We start from the raw sequence: 22,644 nt of genomic DNA, 5'->3' as shown, positions 1-22,644 counted from the left end.
GCCGATTCGGGGAGTGAACCGGGTGCCCGCCCGGTGGTCGGCTCCAGGCCGCTGACCTGCGGCGCAGCCCCGTCCCCGACGGTCGGCGTCAGCCGCCGGCGTCAGCGGGACGGGCAAGGGCGCACCCGTTCGAGCCAAGTGCGGCACGGGTAGGGGTGGGGTGCGGGACAGGGGGTAAGCAGGCCGCGCGGACGGCCTGCCCTCCGGGGCAGCCGTAGCACCGGTGCGGGGGCTTGTCCATAGCCCCCGTGGGCGAGCGTTGTCGGTGCTCGCAGGTAGATTCGACGAGGTGGTGTGCCGGACGAGTCCGGTGCGTGCCCGGTATCGGACGAACAGCGGCGCCAAAGGTGCCGGTGGACCAGTGGGAGTGATTCGCGTGGATCGTGTCGCGCTGCGTGGGCTGAAGGCCCGAGGGCACCACGGGGTGTTTCCCCGCGAACGCGAGGAGGGCCAGACCTTCATCGTGGACCTGGTGCTGGGGCTGGACACCCGCCCGGCGGCGGCCTCCGACGATCTCGCGAAGACCGTGCATTACGGCGTGGTGGCGGAGGAGGTCGTGGCCGTCGTGGAAGGCGAGCCGGTCGACCTCATCGAGACGCTCGCGGAGCGGATCGCCGACCAGTGCCTCAAGCACGAGGGGGTGCAGCAGGTGGAGGTGGTCGTCCACAAACCGGATGCCCCGATCACCGTCCCCTTTGACGACGTGACCATCACCATCACCCGGAGCCGAAAGTGAACGTCAGCAGCGACCCGACCGTACAGCCGGTGCCCGCATCCGTGGTGGAGCAGGTGGACGCCGCCGATGTGACGCTGTCCAATCCCAAACGTGCCGTGATCTCCCTCGGCAGCAATCTCGGCAACCGCCTGGAGACCCTCCAGGGCGCCGTCGACGCCCTGGAGGACACCCCTGGTCTGCGGGTCAAGGCGGTCTCCCCGGTCTACGAGACCGAGCCGTGGGGCGTCGCGCCCGGCTCGCAGCCGTCGTATTTCAACGCCGTGGTGCTGATCAAGACGACGCTGCCGCCGTCCTCCCTCCTGGAGCGCGGGCACGCGATCGAGGAAGCCTTCGAGCGGGTGCGGGACGAGCGCTGGGGCCCGCGCACCATCGACGTCGACATCCTCGCCTATCAGGACGTGATCTCCGACGACCCCCGGCTGACGCTGCCGCACCCGCGCGCCCACGAGCGCGCGTTCGTGCTGGTGCCGTGGCATGACATCGACCCGGAGGCGGAGGTCCCCGGGCACGGCGCGGTGGCCGAACTGCTGTCGGCGGTGGGCCGCGAGGGCGTGACACCGCGCACGGACCTGGAACTGCGGCTGCCCGAGTAATCGTTAGGCTTGCGGGCCCGGTCCGCGTACGGCGATGCGCGGGGCGGTACGCACGGCCCGGATGCGTAGAGCGGTTCCGTAGGGCATGGATGCGTGCGGAAAGGTCCGGCCGGGCGGATCGCGTACGGGGCGGACGGCATATGGAGCGGCCGGGATGACGAACGGCCATGACGGCAGGACGGCGAGAACGGTGCGAGGGGCGATCGCTCGGTGAAACAGCTACACATCAAGGTGCTGGTCGGGCTGTTTCTGGTGGCCGGGGTGCTGGCCTGGGCGGGCGCCCGGCTGTGGGACTCGCTGGCCTCCCTCCCGAGCGTGCCGGTGGCGGCGCCTGTCGTGCTGGCGCTGATCGCCGCCGTGCTGGCCGCCACCGCGCTCTCGCTCCGCTCGCGGCTGCGCGCGCAGCGCGAGCGGGAGCCGGACGCGAAGGGCGTGGATCCGCTGGTGGCCGCCCGTGCGGTGGTCTTCGGGCAGGCGAGCGCGCTGGTGGCGTCGCTGGTCGCCGGGCTGTACGGCGGGGTCGCGGTCTACCTGCTGACCTCGGGCCTCGACGGACCGCGCCGCGACCAGGCGATCTACGCCGGACTCTCGGTGCTGGCCGGTGTGGGGGTGGTCGCCGCCGCGCTGTTCCTGGAGCGGGTCTGCAAGCTCCCGGAGGGCGAGGACGACGATGACAACCCGGGGGCGGCTCCGGCGTAGCGGCGCCGTGGCGTGACGGAACCCGCTGCCACGTCCCGCCCTTTTCTCCCCGGCCGTTCTCCCCCTCGCCCCCTCGCCCCCTCGCCCCCGGCTCAGGCGTCCGGGACCCTGTCGAGCGCCACCTCGCCGCGCGGGATGTTCGCGGCGTCGGCGGTGGTGGAGCGGCGCAGTGCCGCGTGCAGCCGGCCGGGGGTGAGGACGCCGAGGAAGCGCTCGCCGTCCAGGACCGCGATCCAGCCGGCGTCGTGCTGGAGCATGGTGCTGAACGCCTGCTTGAGCGGGGCGCCGAGCGGCAGCCAGGCGTCCATCCGGCGGGCGTGAGCGCGGACGGTGGTGCCCTTCGGTGCGGACGCCCCGGTGCGGGCGCCGGGGGCTGCGGACCGGGCATCGGCTCCCGCCGTGGCACCCGCTGCGGACGCCTCGGGGGAGCCGCTGAGCGTCGCCGCGGAGACCCAGCCGTGGATGGCCCCGTCGGCGTCGAGGACGACGGCCCAGGGGGCGCCGTCGGCGGTCAGCCGGGCGGCGGCGCGGTCCGCGGGGTCGTCGAGGCGGACGACCGGGGGCTGTTCCAGGTCGCCGGTCTCGACGGGGGTCACGGAGAGCCGCTTCAGACCCCGGTCCGCGCCGACGAATTCGGCGGTGTACGGGGTCGCGGGGGCGCCCAGGACCGTCGCCGGGGTGTCGAACTGCTCGATGCGCCCCGCCCCGTAGACCGCGATGCGGTCGCCGAGCCGGACCGCCTCCTCGATGTCGTGGGTGACGAAGAGGACCGTCTTGTGGAGCGTGGACTGCAGTCGCAGGAACTCGTTCTGGAGGTGCTCGCGGACGACCGGGTCGACCGCGCCGAACGGTTCGTCCATCAGCAGCACGGGCGGGTCGGCGGCCAGGGCGCGGGCGACGCCGACGCGCTGGCGCTGGCCGCCGGAGAGCTGGTCGGGGTAGCGGTCGCCGTAGGTCGACGGGGCCAGGCCGACCAGGTCGAGGAGTTCGGCGGCGCGGGCGCGGGCCTTCTTGCGCGTCCAGCCGAGGAGGTGCGGGACGGTGGCGGTGTTGTCGAGGACGGTCTTGTGGGGGAAGAGTCCCACCTGCTGGATGACATAGCCGATGCGGCGGCGGAGTTCGACGGGGTCGATGGCGGAGATGTCGTCGCCGTCGAGGTGGATGGTGCCACTGGTGGGCTCGATGAGCCGGTTCACCATCTTCATCGTCGTCGTCTTGCCGCAGCCCGAGGGGCCGACGAGCGTGATGAGTTCGCCCTTCGCGACCTCGAAGGAGAGGTCGTCGACGGCTGTGGTGCCGTCGGCGTAGCGCTTGGTGACGTGCTCGAAACGGATCATGGTTCCCCATTGTGGACGGGCGGTCGTGAACGTGGTGCTGCCGGTGGGTGGCGGGCCGGTTGTCAGTGGCGGGGGTTAGGGTCGCAGACAGTCACCGAAATTGTGAGCGACAGGGCGGGGGAGGTGACGGCGGATGACCGCGCAAGCAGCGGTCGCGCAGGTCGGCGGGCCGGGCGCGGTGCAGGCCGCGGGGCCGGGCGGGGCACCGGCCGGCGGGTCGAGCTGTCTGCAGACGAACGACTGGATCTGCGGTGAGTATGTCCGCAGCCGCGGTCAGGAGCTGGTGGACGCGACGGTCCAGCACATCGGCATCACGGCCGTGTCCGTGCTCATCGGCCTGCTGGTCGCCTTTCCGCTGGCGCTGGCGGCCCGGCGCTGGCGGGCCGCGGCGGGGCCGGTCCTGGGGCTGACGACGGTGCTCTACACGGTGCCGTCCCTGGCGATGTTCGCGCTGCTGACCCCGGTGTTCGGGGTCTCGGCCGCGGTCGTCGTCACGGGCCTGGTGATGTATTCGCTGACGATCCTGGTGCGCAATATCCTCGCCGGCCTGGAGGCGGTGCCCACCGAGGTGCGGGAGGCCGCCCGGGGGATGGGGTACGGCTCCGTGCGGCTGCTGTTCGGGGTGGAGCTCCCGCTCGCGGTGCCCGCGTTGGTGGCCGGGCTGCGCATCGCCACGGTTTCGACGGTGGCGATGACGACCATCGGCTCCGTCGTCGGCTACGGCGGTCTGGGGAATCTCATAGCCAGCGGCATGGAGGGCTTCTTCAAGGCGGAGGTCCTGACGGCCTCGGTGCTGTGCGTGCTGCTGGCGCTGACAGCCGATCTGCTTCTGTTGGGCCTGCAGCGGCTGCTGACGCCCTGGACGCGAGAGCGGGCGCCGGGGAGGACCCGGGCGCGGCGCGGGGCCCGTACGGCGAAGGGGGTGGCCTGAGCGATGGGTGCGATCGCGGGGGCGTGGCAGTGGCTGACGACGGTGGCCAATTGGGCCGGGGAGAAGGGGGTCTGGCACCGGCTCGGTGAGCATGTGTATCTCAGTGCCCTGTGTCTGGCCCTCGCCTGCCTGATAGCCCTGCCGGTGGCGCTCTGGCTCGGGCACATCGGCAAGGGCGGAGCGCTGGCGGTCAACCTCTCCAATGTGGGGCGCGCGGTGCCGACCTTCGCGGTCCTGGTGCTGCTGACGCTCACTCCGCTGGGGACGCGAGGGGACTGGCCGACGATCATCGCGCTGGTGCTGTTCGCGGTGCCGCCGCTGCTGACCAACGCGTATCTGGGGATGCGGGAGGCGGACCGTGATGTGGTCGAGGCGGCGCGCGGGATGGGGATGTCGGGGCCTCAACTCCTGCTGCGGGTCGAGATACCCCTCGCGTATCCGCTGATCATGACGGGCCTGCGGTCGGCCACGGTGCAGGTGGTGGCGACGGCGACGCTCGCCGCGCTGGCCGGCGGCGGGGGACTGGGCCGGATCATCACGGCGGGCTTCGGCAACTACGACACCGCTCAGGTGGTCGCGGGCGCGCTGCTGGTGGCCGTCCTGGCACTGCTGGTTGAGGGCGTCCTCGTCCTGGCGGACCGGCTCTTCGACCCGATGCGGGGGCGGCGGCGCGGGCGGCGTGCGACAAAGGGGACGGGACCGGGACCGGGCGCGGACGGGCCGGGCGGCTCAGTCGGCGATGACGAGGTGGTCGCGTTGGGAAAACCCGCCTGACGCGGTGACGCGGCTTTGCCATCCTGCCGTAGCGAGCCAACGCGGCACCACACGTCCCGGCGCCACCGATCCGGTGTCACCGCACCCACCCCGATCCCTGGTGTCACCACTGTCCCCACGTCCACCCATCACCAACACCCACCCATCACCGCACCCACCACCTGATCCGATCCGAACGAACTGAATGGTGAATTCCATGAGCAGCAAGTCGCGCGCGGCACGCACCGCGCTCGTCGCGGGCACCGTGATCGCGTTGGCGGCCGGGCTGGCCGCGTGCGGCCAGAGCCTGGAGGACAAGGGCGGCAGCAACGGCAAGGGCGGGAAGGGCGAGATCGTCATCGGCGCGGCCGGTTTCACCGAGTCCAAGGTGCTCGCCGAGATCTATTCCAAGATCCTTGACGACGCCGGTTACCAAGCCCGGGTACAGACCCTGGCCAATCGCGAACTGTATGAACCGGCCCTGGAGAAGGGCCAGATCGATGTCGTTCCGGAATATGCCTCCACGCTCGCCGAATTCCTCAACGCGAAGCAGAACGGTCCGAAGGCGAAGCCCGTCGCCTCCAGTGACGTCGACAAGACGGTGGCGGCGCTGAAGAAGCTCGCCGGGCCGCGCGGTCTCAAGGTCCTGGCGGCCGGTGCGGCCGCCGACCAGAACGCCTTCGCGGTGACCAAGGAATTCGCCGCGAAGCACAAGCTGAAGACACTCTCCGACCTGGGCAGGTCGAAGCAGAAGATCAAACTCGCGTCGGGTGAGGAGTGCGAGACCCGGCCGTTCTGCAAACCGGGTCTGGAGAAGACCTACGGTATCGACATCACCGGCCTCGACCCCAAGGGCGTCGGGACACCGCAGGCCAAGCAGGCCGTCAAGGACGGCGCCGACCAGATGGTGCTCACCACGACCACCGACGCCACGCTCGACAACTTCGGCCTGGTGCTTCTGGAGGACGACAAGAAGCTGCAGAACGCCGACAACGTGCTGCCGGTGGTGAATGCCGAGAGCGCCGGCGACAAGGAGATCGAGACGGCTCTCGGCAAGCTCACAAGGGTGTTGACGACCGAAGACTTGATCAACTTGAACCGTAAGGTCGATGCCGAGCGCCTCAAGCCCGCCGATGTCGCACAGGCGTATTTGGAGTCCAAGGGGCTGCTGAAGAAGTAACCACCACGAAACGGATTCGCGTGCGGGGCCCCATAAGTCCCGCACGCACGGTAAGTTTCTGGCCATGCCACGAGGACGCCACCGCCATTCACCACCCCTCCACCGGCTGCTTCCTCCCGCCACGGTCGCCGGTGCGTCGATTGTTTGTGCCGCCGGCGCGTGGTTCGTCGGCGACGACCTGGTCCAGCGGGTGCTCGCCGCGGGCGCCGCTGCCGCCGCGATCACGGGCGCCGTTCTTCTGCGGAGCTGGGACCGCAAGGCCGGCAAACAGGTCGCCGAACTCACCCGCGCCCGGGTGCGCGACGAATGGCGCACCGAGGAGCGGATAGCCGAGCTCGAAACGGATGTCGAGGAGTCCCGCGAGATCCGTACCGCGCTGGACGCCAAACTGCGTGCCAGGCGCGCCGAATTGGCCCGGCTGCGCGGTGAGCACGCCGATCTGCTGCGCCGTTACGCCACCGCCGAGACCGAGCGGGCCAGCGCCCTGGAGGGCCGCCGCCTGCTCGCGATCGAAGCCGCGGTCCCGGCCAAGGAACTGCCGGCCGCCGCGCACGGCCTTCCCGCGGACCGGATTCCCGCGCAGCGCCAGTCGGCCCCGGCGTCCGCCGCGTACGCGCAGGCGGACCAGGCGCTGCGGCAGCTGGCCCGTAACGCCGCCCGGCAGCGCGATGCGGTCCGCAACGCCACCCAGAGCGCCCAGGGCAGCCAGGGCGGCCAGGACGGTGAGAAGGGCCGGGGGAAGTCCGAGGCGGCCGCCGGGCAGGGCGACGGCGGTGCACGCCACGCCCGTACGGACACCGGCGCCGCGCCCGCGCTCCGCCCGGTCCCGGCCGCCGCCGTCGTACCGCCGTCCGCAACCCGCCCCGCCGCGGCCCGCGCAGTGGGCGGCTTCGACTTCTTCGGCACCTCGACCGCCGCAGGGCCCCGGCAGCTGACCGCGCCGCTGGCCGACGACCTGGCGGACGTGGTGGGCGACGAGGCGCTCGCCGAACAGGCGGCGCGCCGACAGGAGCCCGGTGAGCCCGGTACGTCCGGTGCGCAGGCAGGTACGGACGCCGGAGCGGACGCGGCTGCGGGGGAGACACCGGAGCACACCGGGGACGCCGGGGGTGCCGGGGACACCGGGGAAGAGGCGGGGGCCGACGGCGCCGGTGAGGTCATCGATCTGACCGCGCACGACGAGACCGAGCAGCTCGACGTCGCCGGCCTGCGCACGGCCATCTCCTGAACGACCGGACGACGGACGACCGCCGGCCCCGAGCGAGTTCGGCACCTTGGCATTCGGCACCACGGCAGGTGGCCGGGTCCCGTGAGTCGACCACGGGGACGGCGACGACCGCGGACCACATGGTCTGCCGGTCGTCGCGTTACCCGTACGCGCCCTGAACCGCGGCCGTCCTGCGGCGGCATCTGGAGACCCTCCGCCGGGAGGGATGACACCCGCGCGCCCGATCCTCCGGCCCGCTCACTTATCGATGTCGCCGACTCACTTGTCGATATCCCCGACCACGAAGAACAGCGAGCCGAGAATAGCGACCATGTCGGCGACCAGCGTGCCCGGCAGCAGCTCCGTCAGCGCCTGGATGTTGTTGTACGACGCGGAGCGCAGCTTGAGGCGGTACGGGGTCTTCTCGCCCTTGGAGACGAGGTAGTAGCCGTTGATCCCGAGCGGGTTCTCGGTCCAGGTGTAGGTCGCGCCCTCCGGGGCCTTCAGCACCTTGGGGAGCCGCTGGTTGATCGGCCCCGGCGGCAGCTCCTCGATGCGGTCCAGGCAGGCGTCCGCGAGGTCGAGGGAGTTGTGGCTCTGCTCCAGCAGACACTCGAAGCGGGCCAGGCAGTCGCCCTCCTCACGGGTGACGACCTTGAGCGTGGACGCCAGATCGGCGTAGGCGAGATACGGCTCGTCGCGCCGCAGATCGAAGTCGACCCCGGACGCGCGGGCTATCGGCCCGGAGACGCCGTACGCACGCACCGTCTCGGGTGCCAGGACACCCACGCCCCGGGTACGGCCGCGGAAGATCTCGTTGCCCAGGACCAGGTTGTCGAAGACGTCCATCCGGGAGCGGACATCGGCGACGGTCCGCCGGGCGCGGCCGAGCCAGCCGGCCGGCAGGTCCTCCTTGAGGCCGCCGACGCGGTTGAACATGTAGTGCATCCGGCCGCCGGAGATCTCCTCCATGATGTTCTGCAGCTCTTCGCGCTCGCGGAAGGCGTGGAAGACGGGGGTGATGCCGCCCAGCTCCAGCGGGTACGAGCCGAGGAACATCAGGTGGTTGAGGACGCGGTTCAGCTCGGCGAGGAGCGTACGGGTCCACACGGCGCGCTCGGGGACCTCCATGCCCAGCATCCGCTCGACGCCCAGCACCACGCCCAGCTCGTTGGAGAAGGCCGACAGCCAGTCGTGACGGTTGGCGAGCATGATGATCTGGCGGTAGTCGCGCGCCTCGAAGAGCTTCTCGGCGCCGCGGTGCATATAGCCGATCACCGGCTCGGCGCGCTGGACACGCTCGCCGTTCAGGACGAGGCGCAGCCGCAGCACGCCGTGCGTGGAGGGGTGCTGCGGGCCGATGTTGAGCACCATGTCGGTGCTCTCGGCCGCCCCGCCGATGCCGACAGTCGTCTCGTGCACGGCTGCCCGTCGCCGACTCTCCGTCGTATCCGTCATGGGGACAGTGTCGCAGGAGAGCGGGAAGGCGTCGGCGGACGGGCCGACCGACGGGCGTGAACGGGCTGGTTGCCCGGTTGCTCCGACATCGGGCCTGCTCAGTTGATCCCGATGTCGGGCCTGCTCAGGGGGTGAGCAGGCCCCGGCATGCCTCGCCCACCGGCTGCAGGAGCCAGCCGAAGCCGCCGAGGCCCGCCGGGTCGGTCAGCTCCGCCGCCGCGCCCGCCGAGCTCAGGGCCCGTACGTAGGCGGCCGGGTCGGTGGAGGCGAGGGCGAGCGGCGGGCGCCGGCCGGAGACCCCGAGGGCGTGCAGCGCCGCGCGCTGGGACAGCAGCTCGGCCGACGGACCGGCGCAGGCGTCCAGGGCGACATGTGCCGTGATGTCGCAGCTGCCGTCCGGGACGGGGCGCACCTCGCGGCCCTCGCGGAACCCGGTGAGCGTGCCGAAGAGCGGGCGGTCGGCGCGGTCGTGCGCGTAGTCGGCGGCGACGGCGAGCCCGGCGCGCAGCGTGCGGACGGCCCGCGCCCAGGCGGCGTCGCGCGGCCGGCCGATCTCCGCGCGCAGGCCGGGGGCCGGGGCGGGGACGTGGTCGGGGGTGGCGAGGGTGGGGCCGGACGCGGTGCCGCCCGGGGCGGCGGTCGCGCCCGGGGCGGGTTCGTACGGCCCCAGCGGCGGCGTCCACCACCGGCGCAGCCACTCCGCGTCCGCGCCGTCGACCGGCTCGCCCAGGCGTTCCGTGCCGTCGGCGCGGACCAGAACCCGGCGCGGCACACCGTCCGCGTCCGTCTCGACGACATCGACCGGCACATTGTCCAGCCACTCGTTGGCGAACAGCAGCCCGGTGAGCGAGCCGGGGGCGGGCAGCCCGTCCCGCCACTCGATGCGCGGATCCAGACCCTCGGGCCGTGCGGCGCGCTCGACGGCGTACGGGCGGACCCGCGCGCCCACCTCGTCGGGGAGCGCGGCCAGCACACCGGTCAGCAGCTCACCACGCCCGGCGCCCACATCGACGACGGCCAGCTCATCCGGGTGGCCCAGTGCCGTGTCGACGCGGCGGAGGAGGGTGGCGACGGCATCCGCGTAGCGGGGAGAGACGTGCACGGAGGTACGGAAGTGGCCGGCGGGGCCCGGCCCGCCGGAACGCGTGTAGAAGCCGTCCGGCCCGTACAGCGCCCGCTCCGTCGCTTCCCGCCAGCCGCACCACTCGCTCATCACACGCACCACGGTACGGGCGGCACACGGCGCGGCTCCGGGGCGGGCCCCGCAGGCGGGACACCACGGCGTACGCCTCGGCGGCACGGCGTACCCCGGGGCCGGCACCCTGGCGCAACCGGTCTCCACCTTGGGGAGTAGGGCCCCGCCCACAGGATCGCTCCTCCGGTTGACCCGTACACCTATATCGCCTGCCTACGCTGGGTTACGTGCACCGCCTCTACGACTTCCTCCGCAGGCACCCGACGGGAGTGGACACCTTCTGGGCCCTCCTCCTGCTCGGGTTCAGCGGACTGTCGGTCGCGTCCGACGTCGAAGACGTCAACCAGGCCGTCGCCGCGAGCCTCACGGTCGGCCTCTGCCTCGCCGTGGCGCTGCGCCGCAAGGCCCCCGTGAAGATGCTGCTGCTGACCCTCGCTATCGGCGTCGGCCAAGTGATCTTCAACATCCTGCCCCTCTTCGCCAACCTCGCGATGTTCGTGATCGCCTACACCGTCGCCTCCAGCCCGGCCGTCCCCCGCTGGGCCTCCCGCAGCGCCCTCGCCGGTGCCCTCGTCGGCCCCACTCTCGCCTTGTGGCGCATGTGGACGCTCACGATGGGGCGCGACCTGCTGATGGGCGCCGCGCTGGTCACCCTGCCGCTCGTCCTCGCCTGGGTGCTCGGCGACTCCGTGCGCACCCGCCGCGCATACTGGGCACAGCTGGAGGAGAAGGCCGACCGGCTGGAGAAGGAGCGCGAGGCACAGTCCCGGATCGCGGTCGCGGCCGAGCGCGCCCGGATCGCCCGCGAGCTGCACGACGTCGTCGCACACAACGTCTCGGTGATGGTCGTGCAGGCGGACGGCGCCGCGTATGTCCTCGACGCCGCGCCCGACCAGGCCCGCCAGGCGCTGCAGACGATCTCCGGCACGGGCCGGCAGGCGCTGGCCGAGATGCGACGGCTGCTGGGCGTGCTGCGCACCGGCGAACAGCCCGAGGGCGGTGAGTACGTCCCCCAGCCGGGCGTCGAGCAGCTCGCCGACCTCGTCGACCAGGTGCGGGGCGCGGGACTGCCGGTCGACTTCCGGGTGGAGGGCGAGCCGCGGCCGCTGCCCAGCAGCGTCGAGCTGACCGCGTACCGCATCGTGCAGGAAGCGCTCACCAACACCCGTAAGCACGGCGGCCCGGACGTCGGGGCGACCGTCCGGCTCTCCTACAAGGACGACGAACTCGATGTGCTGGTCGAGGACGACGGGCGGGGCGCGGAGCACGAGCGCTACGAGGCGGGCGGGGCGGACGGCCTCGGACACGGCCTCATCGGGATGCGCGAACGGGTCGGCATGGTCGGCGGCAGCCTGGACGCGGGGCCGCGGCAGGGCGGCGGCTTCCGGATCGGTGCGGTGCTGCCGCTCAAACCGGAACGGTGAGGGACGAGCCCCGCGCGTCGCGTCCGTCCCGCCTGTGGCACCCCCTGGCCGTCCTGGACGGCCCACTCATCCCACCCACCCCGGCCCATCCCCTACCTACCCGCCTCATCTCCCTACCTCCCTACCTCCGGCCCGTCCCGTCCCTCCGTACGCTGTAGCCCCACACATGAAGGGATCCCCCTGCCATGACCATCCGAGTGATGCTCGTCGACGACCAGGTGCTGCTCCGTACCGGCTTCCGGATGGTGCTCGCCGCGCAGCCCGACATGGAGGTTGTCGCGGAGGCGGGCGACGGCGTGGAGGCGCTGGAGGTGCTGCGCTCCACCCAGGTCGACGTGATCCTCATGGACGTCCGGATGCCGCATCTGGACGGGGTGGAGGCCACCCGGCGGATCTGCGCGGGCGGGCAGCAGGAAGGCGCGCCCAAGGTCCTCATCCTGACCACCTTCGACCTGGACGAATACGCCTTCTCCGCGCTGAAGGCCGGGGCCAGCGGATTCATGCTCAAGGACGTGCCGCCGAGCGAACTGCTCGCCGCGATCCGGGCGGTGGAGAGCGGCGACGCGGTCGTCGCGCCGTCCACCACCCGCCGGCTGCTGGACCGCTTCACGCCGATGCTGCCGACCACCTCCGCCGAGCCGGTGCGCCCCGAGCTGGAACGGCTGACGGACCGTGAGCGGGAGGTGCTGCTGCTGGTCGCGCAGGGCCTGTCGAACGGGGAGATCGCGGAGCGGCTGGTGCTGTCCGAGGCCACGGTGAAGACCCATGTGGGGCGGATCCTCACGAAGTTGAACCTGCGGGACCGGGTCCAGGCGGTGGTGCTCGCGTATGAGACGGGGCTGGTGCGGGCCGGGGGTGCGGGGGCGTAGGGGCCGGTCCGACGGGTCAGGCGCGGACAGGCCCTGGCGGCGGTCTCCGCTGCCAGGGGTGGCCAGGGGTCCGGCGGGCCCCTGGCGGGCTGGTCAGCCCGGGGTGACCTCTTCGACGGCCACGACGGTGATCACGTCACCGCGTGAGGCCCCCGCGCCCTTGTTCCGCATGGGGGATTCCACGACGCGCCAGGTGTCCGTGCCCGTCATATCCCCCCGGACACCCCGTTCTTCACCGCGTTCTCCGTGGCCGGCCCCGCGTTCCGCGTTCGAGCCGACCGGGCCGCGACCCTGCCAAGGCGTGAAAACGCCTGACTGAATGCGGGCGGGACCCCGACGACAGGCCCTGCCCGCCCGGCCGTTCACCGCAAGATGCCCTCAAGGAAGTCGCTGCCCAGCCGTGCCACCACCATGAGGTCCAGCTGATGCAGCACATACCGCCCACGGCGCCGTGTCTGGATCAGCCCGGCCTTCTTGAGGATCGCCAGATGCCGGGAGACCTCCGGCGCGCTGATGCCGTTGGCCTTGGCCAGCTCGCCGGTGGTGAAGGCGGTACGCGCCAGGTTGCGGCAGATCCGGACGCGCATCGGGTGGGCGAGCGCCGTCAGCCGGCTCTCCAGCAGCTCCACCGACGGTGGGTCGGCCACCTCCGGAGCCGCCACCGGATAGACGATCCCCGGCCGCCAGCCGGGCGCGTGCAGCGCCAGCACATGCGGCCAGCCGAAGGAGGACGGTACGAGCGTCACCCCCGGGCCGACCGCCGGGTCGCCCGCCGTGGTCCGGCCATGGGCCATCTTGTCGATGACGATCCGGGACCGCTCCTCGTCCAGCGACACCGCGGGCGACACCTCCGCCAGCGCCTCGGCCAGCCCCTTGCGGCGCAGCACCTCCGTCTTGTGCCGGGCGTCGGCGGCCAGTTGCACCCCGACGCGCCGCCAGACGTCCGCGAAGAATGCCTGGTCACAGTCCTCGAACAGCCGACGGATCCAGGCACGTACGGCGGGCGGGTCGGCGAGCAGTCGCCGGGCGAAGTCCGCCTGGCGCGGGCCGCGGACGGTGGCCCGCTCCAGTGCCTGTTCGCGGGCGCGGGCGTCGACGAGCGGTGACGGACCGCCCTGGCAGTAGGAATCGGTGCAGGAGATCTCCAGCGCCGCGGCCACATACCGCTCGTCGTCCAGCCGGTCCAGCAGGTCCAGGTCCTCCGCGAGCGTCGTCCCCGGCTGCCCGGCACGGTCCGGGAGCGCGGCGAACGCGAAGGTGATGTCGGAGAACGTCGAACCCCAGAGGAAGACCGCTTCATGCAGCCGGTCGGCGAGATCGGGCTTGAGGGCGGCGGCGGTCGCGGTGGTCCAGCCGTGCAGGCCCGGATGGTGGGCCGGTTCGGCCAACGTGTGCAGGGCGAAACCCAGTTCCGCCAGCGGCGAGGGGCTGAAGACGATCCGCTCGCCGGGCAGCCCCGCGATATCGATCCACACACTCATGAACCCGCCCCGTTCAATCCCTGGTCTTCCGCGTCTTCCTGACCTTCATCGTCCCTCATACATGCGCGCCCGACCTGCGACGACGTCGATTGACTGCTCTCGTCAATCGACGTGCCACGGGCGGCGGACGGGCCGCAGGCTGACTGCCATGAACGCATCCCAGCAGCACATGCTCGACGCCTACCGCGCCGCCCAACACGGCGAAACCGCCCCCGTCCTCCCGGGCGCGGCCACCGTGCAGACCGCCCGGGAGATCCGCGAGTGGCGACGCTTCCGGGCGGTCGTCACGGCGCCCGCCAACCGGTTCCCGGGGCGCACAGGACGTGCCGTACGCCGGATGACGGCGGCCTTGGGCCGCGTCCCGGAGGCACACGGCCGGTGCCGGTAGAACCGGCGGTCAGGCGGACCTCCGAAGCCCTGCTACGGCAGCGCGCCGATATGACGACGACCTTACGCGCTCAGCAGATGTCCGTGATCGTGCAACAGGCTGCGCACCTCGGGCACGTCTCGGCAGTCGCGCAACTGGTGCAGTACGGCGCGGGCCCTCCCGGCGGCGCGGTCGCTCGCCAGGCCGGACGACCGGGCGACGACCCGTCGGGCTTCCGCAGCGGCCTGCTCGGGCTCATCGGCATCCATGAGTGCGACAGCAAGCCATGACCGGTACAGCGCCACCTCTAGGGCGTGAGTGGCGTCGTACCGGCTCAGAACGTCCGTCAGCAGCGGCACCGCCCGCAGCGGCCGACGCAGCTCGGTGAAGACCCGCGCGTCCATGACGTCCAACTCTTCACGGCATATCCAGTAGGCCCACAAGGGCGCCTGCTCGTCGTCCTGCTCGGACAAGGCGTCGTGAGCTTTCCCAAGTGCGGTCATCGCGGTGAGCGGAGCCAACGGGTCGCCCTCTGGCAGTAATTCGGCGAGCGTGGCGGCAGGGTCGAACGGAACGCCACTGCTCTCTCCGCGCGCGTAGGCCGCCGCCCGCTCCAAGGTGTCCAGTGGGACGTTCAGCGCCTCGGCAAGTGCTGGAAGCCAGGAATCCGGGATGCGCTCGGCGCGCTCCCAGCGGGAGACCTCGTTCCGTGTGACGGACGAGCGGACACACGAGACGGCGCACAGGAACTCGGCAAGCTGCCGCTGGCTCTTCCCGGCATCACGCCGGAGCCGTGCCAGGTGTTCGCCGAACTGACGCCTTCGCTCACTGACCATGGCTGGCCCCTCTCCCGGCCGATTTACGACCTCACGCCCCCACCCGACCCAAGAAGTCCCCCAGCGCCGTCCGTACGTCCCCGGTCGTCCAGTCCAGCGCCGATGAGCGGACCGACACCTCCGTCATCGACAGTCCGAGGGGGCCCTCCTCGTACCACTTGCGGAACAGCGTCGTTCTGGTCTCCTCCGCCTGGCGCACGGCGGCCTCGTTCAGTGCGTCGGCCCGGTAGGGCAGCCACACCTGGAACTCATGGGTGTGCGGTACCTCCGGAAGCACCCTGAACCACGGCAAACCGGCCTCGGCCAAGCCGTCTCGTAGCGCCTGCGCGACGATCTTGGCGTGCGCCACGTACTCCGGCAGGCGGGGCAGTTCGCGGTCCAGCCCGGCGAGCGCGGCCAGCGCCGCCGGCCACTGCTGGAACAGCTGCCCGCCGTACCGGTGCCGCCAGGCCCGCGCCTCCTCGACGAAGTCCTCCGTGCCCGCCAGGGCGGCGCCGGATATGCCGTCCAGCGACTTGTAGTAGGAGACGTAGACGCTGTCGGCGAGGGTGGCTATTTCGGGGAGTGAACGTCCGAAGTACGAGCCGCACTCCCATATCCGCGCTCCGTCGAAGTGCACCACCGCATCGTGCTCCTGCGCCACCTCCACGACGGCCGTCAGCTCGTCCCACTCCGGGAGCACGAACCCGGCGTCACGGAGGGGCAGTTCAAGGACGAGGGCGCCGAAGGGCTCCTGCAGGTCATGGATCTCGGCGGCGGTCGGCAGCCGTGGTCCGGTCGTGGGATGCACCATGCGCAGCCCGCTGACCACCGCGTACGCATCGCGCTCATGCACTTCCAGATGGGAGAGCGGGTGCCCGGCGACCGTGGGGTTGCCGGTACGGCCGGCCCAGCAGCGCAGCGCCACCTGCTGCGCCATCGTGCCGGTCGGGAAGAAAGCGGCGGCCTCCGTTCCCAGGGCGTCGGCGGTACGGCGCTCCAGCTCGCCGACCACACCGTCGCCGTTGCCGTACATATCGAGCCAGTCGTCCAGGTCGTAGGAGCCCGGGGCGTCGGCCAGCAGACGGTTCAGCCGCTCGCGGACCGTCTCCCCCGACGAGCCGCCCGCCAGCATCCGCGTCGAGTCGTGCCACGCCGCGAGCAGCCGTGCCCGGTCGGCCGGGGCGCTGCCCTGATCCGCCGCGCCCCCGCTCTCCCCGCCCGGGCCGCTGTCCGAGCTTCCCCTGCCGCCTCTGCTTCCCCTGCTCCGCTCGCGCTCCCGATCGCGCCCCGGCTCCTGCGTCCGTACGGTCTCGTCCAAGGCCCCCACCCGTCTCTCGTCCGCGTCGTGGCATCGAGCATGGCTCACCCTCGCGTCGCCCCGCGACCCCTGTGGATAACTCTTGGGATGCGCATGACGTGGGAGGTCGACCGTGCATGACGTGGGACGTCGCGGGCGGGCAGGCCCGGTCCCCGTCCCACCCTTCCGACAGCCCTCGCGAGCGGGCAGGCCGGCCCCGTCTCACCCCTCCGACGGCCCTCAAGCCCGCCCGAAGCACTCGCGTAGCATGGCGATGAATCGTCCGGTACCCCCCGCGGACTGGAACGGAAGGCCATCGCCGCGTGAACGCAAACCCGCCCATCGAGGCCCAGGACCGCCCCGCCCGGCTCACCGTAGGAGTCGTCGGCGCCGGCCGTGTGGGGCCTGCCCTCGCCGCCTCGCTGCAGCTCGCGGGGCACCGCCCGGTCGCCGTTTCCGGGGTCTCCGACGCCTCCGTCCGGCGGGCCGCCGCGCTGCTGCCCGACGTCCCGCTGGTCACCCCCGCCGAGGTCCTCGCCCGTGCCGATCTCGTGCTGCTGACCGTCCCCGACGACGTCCTCGGCGGCCTGGTGAGCGGCCTCGCGGAGACCGGTGCGGTACAGCCCGGCCAGCTGCTGGTGCACACCTCGGGACGCTTCGGCACCGCGGTGCTGGACCCGGCCACCCGCGCCGGCGCCCTGCCGCTCGCGCTGCATCCGGCCATGACGTTCACCGGCACCGCGGTGGACGTCCAGCGGCTGGCGGGCTGCTCGTTCGGCGTGACCGCGCCCGAGGAGCTGCGGATGGCCGCCGAGGCGCTGGTCATCGAGATGGGCGGGGAGCCCGAGTGGATCGCGGAGTCCGCCCGTCCGCTCTACCACGCGGCCCTCGCCATCGGCGCGAACCACCTGGTCACGCTCGTCGCCCAGTCGATGGAGCTGCTACGGGAGGCGGGGGTGCAGGCTCCGGACCGGATGCTCGGCCCGCTGCTCGGCGCCGCCCTGGACAACGCGCTGCGGTCCGGCGACGCCGCCCTGACCGGCCCGGTCGCACGCGGTGACGCGGGCACCGTGGCCGCCCATGTCGCGGAGCTGCGCAAGCACGCCCCGGGGAGCGTCGCCGGATATCTCGCCATGGCCCGTACGACCGCGGACCGGGCGCTGGCCCATGGGCTGCTCAAGCCGGAACTGGCCGAGGACCTGCTGGGCGTCCTCGCCGCCCCGGACACCCCCGACGACACCACGCACCCCGACGGAGGCGACCGATGACCACCCCGCCCCCGGGCCGGCGGGCGGCTGTGCCCTCGAGGCTGGTGCACACCGCCGCCGCCCTGCGTGACCTGCCGCGCGGCAGCGGCCGGCGGGCGGTCGTGATGACCATGGGCGCGCTGCACGAGGGCCATGCCACCTTGATCCGCGCCGCCCGCCGGCGGGTCGGGCCGCAGGGGCAGGTCGTCGTCACGGTCTTCGTCAATCCGCTGCAGTTCGGTCCCTCCGAGGACCTCGACCGCTACCCGCGCACCCTGGACGCGGATGTCGCGCTGGCCGCCGAGGCGGGCGCGGACGTCGTCTTCGCGCCGTCCGTCGGCGAGGTCTACCCGGGCTGGGGGTCCGCCCGGACGAAGTCCGGGGGGAAGCCTCAGGTCCGGATCACCGCGGGCCCCATGGGCACCCTCCTGGAAGGCGCCAGCCGTCCCGGGCACTTCGACGGCGTGCTGACCGTCGTCGCCAAGCTGCTGCACCTGACGACGCCGGACCTCGCGTTCTTCGGGCAGAAGGACGCCCAGCAGCTGGCCGTCATCACGCGGATGGCCGCCGACCTCAACTTTCCCGTCGAGATCGTCGGCGTTCCCACGGTCCGCGAGGAGGACGGGCTGGCCCTCTCCAGCCGTAACCGCTACCTCTCCGCCGCCGAGCGGCGCACCGCGCTCGCGCTCTCCGCGGCGCTCTTCGCGGCCCGCGACCGGCTCACCGCCGAGGAAGCGCTGCGTGCCCGCGCCGCCGCCGGGGGCCAGGCCGCACAGCGCCGGTCGGCGGCGCTCGCCGCCCTCGGCGAGGAGCGGGCCGCCGCCGACGCGCACGCCGTCGCCTACGCCGCCGCGCTGCCGCCCGGCCCGTCCGTGGCACGCGCCGCGGCCCGCGTGGTCCTCGACGACGCCGCCCGTCTCGACCCGCCGCTCGAACTCGACTATCTGGCTCTGGTCGAGCCGTCCGACTTCACCGAGATCCCGGATGCCTACGAGGGCGAGGCGGTGATGGCGGTCGCCGCCAAGGTCGGCACCACCCGCCTCATCGACAACATCCGCCTCACCTTTGGCCCCCAGGCCGTCCCCAGGACGCCGCCGCACCACGACACGGCCGAACCCGCCGATCCCACCAGCCCCACACCCCCCACCGGCCCCCAAGGCCCCCTCGGAGCGACCCGATGACCGCCACTGGACCAGGCACCGGCCCCGGCGCCACCGGCATACGCCTGACCGCCCCCGACCCGGGCTGGTCGATCGACGCGGATGTCGTCGTCGTGGGCTCCGGAGTGGCCGGTCTGACCGCCGCGCTGCGCTGCGCCGCCGCCGGCCGCAGGACCGTCGTCGTCACCAAGGCACGCCTCGACGACGGCTCCACCCGGTGGGCGCAGGGCGGCATCGCGGCGGCCCTCGGGGACGGTGACACCCCCGAGCAGCATCGGGACGACACCCTCGTCGCGGGCGCCGGACTGTGCGACGAGGCGGCTGTGCGGACCCTGGTCACCGAGGGCCCGGACGCCGTCCACCGGCTGATCGGCAGCGGCGCCCGCTTCGACACCGCTCCCGGCACCGACCGGATCGCGCTCACCCGCGAGGGCGGCCACCACCGCAGCCGTATCGCGCACGCCGGCGGCGACGCCACCGGGGCCGAGATCACCCGCGCGCTCGTCCAGGCCGTCCGCGCCGCCGGACTGCGCACCATCGAGCACGCGCTCGTCCTGGACCTCCTCACCGACGCCGAGGGCCGGACGTCCGGCGTCACCCTGCATGTGATGGGCGAGGGCCAGCACGACGGCGTCGGAGCGGTGCACGCCCCGGCCGTGGTCCTGGCCACCGGCGGCATGGGGCAGGTCTTCTCCGCGACCACCAACCCGGCCGTCTCCACCGGCGACGGGGTGGCCCTCGCGCTGCGCGCCGGCGCCGAGATCTCCGACCTCGAATTCGTCCAATTCCACCCCACCGTCCTGTACTTGGGGCCGGACGCGGAGGGCCAGCAGCCGCTGATCTCCGAAGCGGTACGGGGCGAGGGCGCCCATCTCGTCGACGCCGACGGCATCCGCTTCATGGCCGGGCAGCACGAACTCGCCGAACTCGCCCCGCGCGACATCGTCGCCAAGGCGATCATGCGCCGGGCCCAGGAACAGGGCGTCGACCACATGTACTTGGACGCCCGGCACTTCGGCGCCGAGATGTGGGAGCGCCGTTTCCCGACGATCCTCGCCGCCTGCCGCGCCCATGGCATCGATCCGGTCACCCGGCCCATCCCGGTAGCCCCGGCCGCGCACTACGCCTCCGGCGGCGTCCGCACCGATCTGCACGGCCGGACGACGGTGCCCGGCCTCTACGCCTGCGGCGAGGTCGCCTGCACCGGCGTCCACGGCGCCAACCGGCTCGCCTCCAACTCCCTTCTGGAGGGCCTGGTGTTCGCGGAGCGGATCGCCGCGGACATCGCGGCGCGGCCCGCCCCCGACGCGTCCGCAACCACCACCGCCCCCGCGCCCGAAGCGCCGCTCAGCCACTCGCCGGACGCAGACCCCGCGCCCGAAGCGCTGCCCGCAGCGCTGCGCCTGCTCGCGCCGGAGGCCCGTACGGCCGTGCAGCAGATCATGACCACCGGCGCCGGTGTGCTGCGCAGCGCCCGCAGCCTGGCCCGCGCCGGCGCGGAACTCGACCTCCTCCACCGGGAAGCCGAGAGCTCGGGGGAGGGTCCTGCCGGGGGTCCTGCCGGGGGTCCTGCCGCCGGCAAGGCGCCCGAACCAGGTGTCGAGGCATGGGAGGCCACCAACCTGCTGTGCGTCGCCCGGGTGCTGGTCGCCGCGGCGTACCGCCGGGAGGAGACCCGCGGCTGCCATTGGCGCGAGGATCACCCTGACCGGGACGACACTCTCTGGCGCCGCCACTTCCGCATCACACTCGACACGGACCGCGCGCTGAACGTCCACACCACGGAGACCGCCGATTTCCCGGCGACAACCGAAGAGCCCCAGATCCCCGCCCCCGCCCTCACCTCTCCCGATACGGAGCCCACCCCGTGAACAGCACCTCCGACGACCTGCCCCTCCTGCAGATCGGCCAGACCGGCGAGCCCGCCACCGCCGGTGGCTGCGGCGACTCCTGCGGCTGCGCCGGCGACGACGCCGCGTACGACCTCGACCCGCTCACCTGCGGCCTGGACCCCGATCTCGCCGCGCTCCTGGTGGCCGCCGGGCTCGACCCCGTCCAGGTCGAGGACATCGCGCACATGGCCGTCGAGGAGGACCTCGACCAGGGCGTGGACGTCACGACCGTGGCGACCGTCCCCGAAGACGCGGTGGCCACCGGCGACTTCACGGCCCGCGAGGCCGGTACGGTCGCCGGGCTGCGGATCGCCGAGGCGGTGCTGTCGATCGTGTGCACCGACGAGTTCGCGGTGGAGCGGCACGTCGAGGACGGGGACCGGGTCGGGGCCGGCCAGAAGCTGCTGTCCGTCACCACCCGCACCCGCGATCTGCTCACCGCCGAGCGCAGCGCGCTGAACATCCTGTGCCGGCTGTCGGGCATCGCGACGGCGACCCGGAAGTGGGCCGATGCCCTGGAGGGCACCAGGGCCAGGGTCCGGGACACCCGTAAGACGACGCCGGGACTGCGTTCCCTGGAGAAGTTCGCGGTGCGCTGCGGTGGCGGTGTCAACCACCGGATGTCGCTGTCGGACGCGGCGCTGATCAAGGACAACCACGTCGTCGCGGCGGGCGGTGTCGCCGCGGCGTTCACGGCCGTACGGGACGGCTTCCCCGGGGTGCCGATCGAGGTGGAGGTGGACCGGCTCGACCAGATCCCGCCGATCCTCGCCGAGGGCGCCGATCTGATCCTGCTGGACAACTTCACCCCGGAGCAGACCCGGGAGGCCGTGGAACTGGTCGCCGGCCGGGCTCTCCTGGAGTCCTCCGGCCGCCTCACTCTCGCCGACGCCCGCGCCTACGCCGAAACCGGCGTGGACTACCTGGCCGTGGGCGCGCTCACGCACTCCTCGCCGATCCTCGACATCGGCCTCGACCTGCGCGAGGGCGAGGCCGCGGTCGAGGGCGAGGACGCGGCGGGCTCCCAGGACGCCGACCCGCACGAGGACCGCTGACGCCATGCTCCTGACCATCGACGTAGGAAACACGCACACCGTCCTCGGCCTCTTCGACGGCGACGACATCGTCGAGCACTGGCGGATCTCCACCGACGCCCGCCGTACCGCCGACGAACTGGCCGTCCTCCTCCAGGGCCTGATGGGGATGCACCCGCTGCTCGGCGAGGAGCTGGGCGACGGCATCGAGGGCATCGCCATCTGCTCCACCGTCCCCTCCGTCCTGCACGAACTGCGCGAGGTCACCCGCCGCTACTACGGGGACGTTCCGGCGGTCCTGGTGGAGCCGGGCGTCAAGACGGGTGTGCCGATCCTCATGGACAACCCGAAGGAGGTCGGCGCCGACCGGATCATCAACGCCCTGGCGGCGGTCGAGCTGTACGGCGGGCCCGCGGTGGTCGTCGACTTCGGTACGGCCACCACCTTCGACGCGGTCAGCGCGCGCGGCGAGTACGTCGGCGGTGTGATCGCCCCGGGCATCGAGATCTCGGTGGAGGCGCTGGGCGTCAAGGGCGCCCAGCTCCGCAAGATCGAACTGGCCCGGCCGCGCAGCGTCATCGGCAAGAACACGGTCGAGGCGATGCAGTCCGGCATCCTCTACGGCTTCGCGGGCCAGGTCGACGGTGTGGTGCACCGGATGGCCCGGGAGCTGGCGGAGGATCCGGACGAGGTGACGGTGATCGCCACCGGAGGGCTGGCCCCGATGGTGCTCGGCGAATCCTCGGTGATCGACGCGCATGAGCCCTGGCTGACCCTCATCGGGCTGCGGCTGGTCTACGAGCGGAATATCGCCCGGTCATGAATGCCGCGGGTCTGCGGTGACGCGGTTTTCGTCCATCTTTCAACGTGTCGTTGTCCGCGATTCCGTGGTGTTGTCCGCGGTTCATCGATGATCGTCCGCGCCGCCACACACGAATTAAGTGGCTTTTGTCCGAATTAGTCGTA

The 22,644-nt window shown here is 72.4% G+C and carries 21 protein-coding genes; 15 read left to right on the top strand and 6 right to left on the bottom strand.

The features are described 5' to 3' along the window. The first annotated feature begins 376 nt into the window (after window positions 1–376). The 3 genes from folB (at window position 377) to K9S39_RS20410 (ending at window position 2,028) form a co-directional block, all read left to right on the top strand. A complete protein-coding gene (folB, locus tag K9S39_RS20420; protein WP_248864809.1) occupies window positions 377–736 on the top strand; it encodes a dihydroneopterin aldolase in 360 nt (119 codons plus the stop codon). Further along, entirely contained in the window at window positions 733–1,329 is a 597-nt protein-coding gene (gene folK / locus K9S39_RS20415; RefSeq protein WP_248864808.1) for a 2-amino-4-hydroxy-6-hydroxymethyldihydropteridine diphosphokinase, read from the top strand. The genes folB and folK overlap by 4 nt, the downstream gene beginning before the upstream one ends. Window positions 1,330–1,539: 210 nt before the next feature. After that, complete coding sequence (locus K9S39_RS20410; protein WP_248864807.1) at window positions 1,540–2,028, top strand: DUF3180 domain-containing protein; 489 nt, start codon at window positions 1,540–1,542, stop codon at window positions 2,026–2,028. A gap of 92 nt (window positions 2,029–2,120) precedes the next feature. Here K9S39_RS20410 and K9S39_RS20405 read toward each other — a convergent pair whose 3' ends face one another. Continuing rightward, on the bottom strand, window positions 2,121–3,365 hold the full coding sequence (locus K9S39_RS20405; RefSeq protein ID WP_248864806.1) for an ABC transporter ATP-binding protein: 1,245 nt from the start codon (window positions 3,363–3,365) through the stop codon (window positions 2,121–2,123). Window positions 3,366–3,498: 133 nt separating this feature from the next. Here K9S39_RS20405 and K9S39_RS20400 point away from each other — a divergent pair, with 133 nt between their 5' ends. The 4 genes from K9S39_RS20400 (at window position 3,499) to K9S39_RS20385 (ending at window position 7,457) form a co-directional block, all read left to right on the top strand. Further along, window positions 3,499–4,296: an ABC transporter permease gene (locus tag K9S39_RS20400; RefSeq protein ID WP_248864805.1), complete on the top strand. Its 798-nt coding sequence runs from the start codon at window positions 3,499–3,501 to the stop codon at window positions 4,294–4,296. A 3-nt stretch (window positions 4,297–4,299) separates the two neighbouring features. Next, complete coding sequence (locus K9S39_RS20395; protein ID WP_248864804.1) at window positions 4,300–5,070, top strand: ABC transporter permease; 771 nt, start codon at window positions 4,300–4,302, stop codon at window positions 5,068–5,070. A gap of 196 nt (window positions 5,071–5,266) precedes the next feature. Then, window positions 5,267–6,229: an ABC transporter substrate-binding protein gene (locus K9S39_RS20390; RefSeq protein WP_248864803.1), complete on the top strand. Its 963-nt coding sequence runs from the start codon at window positions 5,267–5,269 to the stop codon at window positions 6,227–6,229. A 64-nt stretch (window positions 6,230–6,293) separates the two neighbouring features. Next, the gene (locus tag K9S39_RS20385) at window positions 6,294–7,457 is read left to right on the top strand and encodes a coiled-coil domain-containing protein (protein ID WP_248864802.1); all 1,164 of its coding nucleotides are present in this window, start codon (window positions 6,294–6,296) and stop codon (window positions 7,455–7,457) included. 258 nt (window positions 7,458–7,715) lie between these two features. On the opposite strand, the gene K9S39_RS20380 is transcribed toward K9S39_RS20385, so the two are convergent. Next, entirely contained in the window at window positions 7,716–8,858 is a 1,143-nt protein-coding gene (locus tag K9S39_RS20380) for an NADH-quinone oxidoreductase subunit D (RefSeq protein WP_406708149.1), read from the bottom strand. 160 nt (window positions 8,859–9,018) lie between these two features. Continuing rightward, window positions 9,019–10,107 (bottom strand): SAM-dependent methyltransferase, encoded by a 1,089-nt coding sequence (locus K9S39_RS20375; protein ID WP_248864800.1) that lies wholly within the window; start codon window positions 10,105–10,107, stop codon window positions 9,019–9,021. Between the two features lie 209 nt (window positions 10,108–10,316). Between K9S39_RS20375 and K9S39_RS20370 the strand changes: the two genes are divergently transcribed. After that, window positions 10,317–11,513, top strand: coding sequence for a sensor histidine kinase (locus K9S39_RS20370; protein ID WP_248864799.1), 1,197 nt, complete (start codon window positions 10,317–10,319; stop codon window positions 11,511–11,513). A 185-nt stretch (window positions 11,514–11,698) separates the two neighbouring features. Next, a complete protein-coding gene (locus K9S39_RS20365) occupies window positions 11,699–12,382 on the top strand; it encodes a response regulator (RefSeq protein WP_248864798.1) in 684 nt (227 codons plus the stop codon). Window positions 12,383–12,744: 362 nt separating this feature from the next. On the opposite strand, the gene K9S39_RS20360 is transcribed toward K9S39_RS20365, so the two are convergent. Next, on the bottom strand, window positions 12,745–13,863 hold the full coding sequence (locus K9S39_RS20360; protein ID WP_248864797.1) for a DUF5937 family protein: 1,119 nt from the start codon (window positions 13,861–13,863) through the stop codon (window positions 12,745–12,747). A gap of 148 nt (window positions 13,864–14,011) precedes the next feature. On the opposite strand from K9S39_RS20360, the gene K9S39_RS20355 reads away from it, so the two are divergent. Continuing rightward, window positions 14,012–14,251, top strand: a complete 240-nt coding sequence (locus K9S39_RS20355; RefSeq protein WP_248864796.1) for a hypothetical protein — start codon at window positions 14,012–14,014, stop codon at window positions 14,249–14,251. A 62-nt stretch (window positions 14,252–14,313) separates the two neighbouring features. Here the strand turns inward: K9S39_RS20355 and K9S39_RS20350 are convergent, their stop codons facing one another. Beyond that, window positions 14,314–15,066 (bottom strand): helix-turn-helix domain-containing protein, encoded by a 753-nt coding sequence (locus K9S39_RS20350; protein ID WP_248864795.1) that lies wholly within the window; start codon window positions 15,064–15,066, stop codon window positions 14,314–14,316. A gap of 31 nt (window positions 15,067–15,097) precedes the next feature. Further along, window positions 15,098–16,366 carry a threonine aldolase family protein gene (locus tag K9S39_RS20345; RefSeq protein ID WP_406707978.1) on the bottom strand — a complete coding sequence of 423 codons (1,269 nt, stop codon included), beginning with the start codon at window positions 16,364–16,366 and terminating at the stop codon, window positions 15,098–15,100. A gap of 302 nt (window positions 16,367–16,668) precedes the next feature. Here K9S39_RS20345 and K9S39_RS20340 point away from each other — a divergent pair, with 302 nt between their 5' ends. The 5 genes from K9S39_RS20340 to K9S39_RS20320 are packed head-to-tail and all read left to right on the top strand — an operon-like array spanning window position 16,669 to window position 22,501. Continuing rightward, complete coding sequence (locus K9S39_RS20340; protein ID WP_248864794.1) at window positions 16,669–17,613, top strand: Rossmann-like and DUF2520 domain-containing protein; 945 nt, start codon at window positions 16,669–16,671, stop codon at window positions 17,611–17,613. Continuing rightward, the gene (panC, locus tag K9S39_RS20335) at window positions 17,610–18,773 is read left to right on the top strand and encodes a pantoate--beta-alanine ligase (protein ID WP_406707977.1); all 1,164 of its coding nucleotides are present in this window, start codon (window positions 17,610–17,612) and stop codon (window positions 18,771–18,773) included. Before K9S39_RS20340 ends, panC begins: the two co-directional genes overlap by 4 nt. Next, window positions 18,770–20,623, top strand: a complete 1,854-nt coding sequence (locus tag K9S39_RS20330; protein ID WP_248864793.1) for an L-aspartate oxidase — start codon at window positions 18,770–18,772, stop codon at window positions 20,621–20,623. The genes panC and K9S39_RS20330 overlap by 4 nt, the downstream gene beginning before the upstream one ends. Further along, complete coding sequence (gene nadC, locus K9S39_RS20325) at window positions 20,620–21,699, top strand: carboxylating nicotinate-nucleotide diphosphorylase (protein ID WP_248864792.1); 1,080 nt, start codon at window positions 20,620–20,622, stop codon at window positions 21,697–21,699. The genes K9S39_RS20330 and nadC overlap by 4 nt, the downstream gene beginning before the upstream one ends. Before the next feature lie 4 nt (window positions 21,700–21,703). Beyond that, window positions 21,704–22,501, top strand: coding sequence for a type III pantothenate kinase (locus tag K9S39_RS20320; protein WP_248864791.1), 798 nt, complete (start codon window positions 21,704–21,706; stop codon window positions 22,499–22,501). Window positions 22,502–22,644: the final 143 nt, after the last annotated feature.

The sequence above is a fragment of the Streptomyces halobius genome (assembly GCF_023277745.1).
GTDB lineage: Bacteria > Actinomycetota > Actinomycetes > Streptomycetales > Streptomycetaceae > Streptomyces > Streptomyces halobius.
This window is presented reverse-complemented; position numbering and strand designations above follow the sequence as displayed.

Bases quoted from the DNA above. Each gene is read 5' to 3' on its own strand.
- K9S39_RS20405 (WP_248864806.1), bottom strand. From the start codon at position 3,365: ATGATCCGTTTCGAGCACGTCACCAAGCGCTACGCCGACGGCACCACA.
- K9S39_RS20400 (WP_248864805.1), top strand. From the start codon at position 3,499: ATGACCGCGCAAGCAGCGGTCGCGCAGGTCGGCGGGCCGGGCGCGGTG.
- K9S39_RS20395 (WP_248864804.1), top strand. From the start codon at position 4,300: ATGGGTGCGATCGCGGGGGCGTGGCAGTGGCTGACGACGGTGGCCAAT.
- K9S39_RS20390 (WP_248864803.1), top strand. From the start codon at position 5,267: ATGAGCAGCAAGTCGCGCGCGGCACGCACCGCGCTCGTCGCGGGCACC.
- K9S39_RS20385 (WP_248864802.1), top strand. From the start codon at position 6,294: ATGCCACGAGGACGCCACCGCCATTCACCACCCCTCCACCGGCTGCTT.
- K9S39_RS20375 (WP_248864800.1), bottom strand. From the start codon at position 10,107: ATGAGCGAGTGGTGCGGCTGGCGGGAAGCGACGGAGCGGGCGCTGTAC.
- K9S39_RS20365 (WP_248864798.1), top strand. From the start codon at position 11,699: ATGACCATCCGAGTGATGCTCGTCGACGACCAGGTGCTGCTCCGTACC.
- K9S39_RS20360 (WP_248864797.1), bottom strand. From the start codon at position 13,863: ATGAGTGTGTGGATCGATATCGCGGGGCTGCCCGGCGAGCGGATCGTC.
- K9S39_RS20355 (WP_248864796.1), top strand. From the start codon at position 14,012: ATGAACGCATCCCAGCAGCACATGCTCGACGCCTACCGCGCCGCCCAA.
- K9S39_RS20350 (WP_248864795.1), bottom strand. From the start codon at position 15,066: ATGGTCAGTGAGCGAAGGCGTCAGTTCGGCGAACACCTGGCACGGCTC.
- panC (WP_406707977.1), top strand. From the start codon at position 17,610: ATGACCACCCCGCCCCCGGGCCGGCGGGCGGCTGTGCCCTCGAGGCTG.
- K9S39_RS20330 (WP_248864793.1), top strand. From the start codon at position 18,770: ATGACCGCCACTGGACCAGGCACCGGCCCCGGCGCCACCGGCATACGC.
- K9S39_RS20320 (WP_248864791.1), top strand. From the start codon at position 21,704: ATGCTCCTGACCATCGACGTAGGAAACACGCACACCGTCCTCGGCCTC.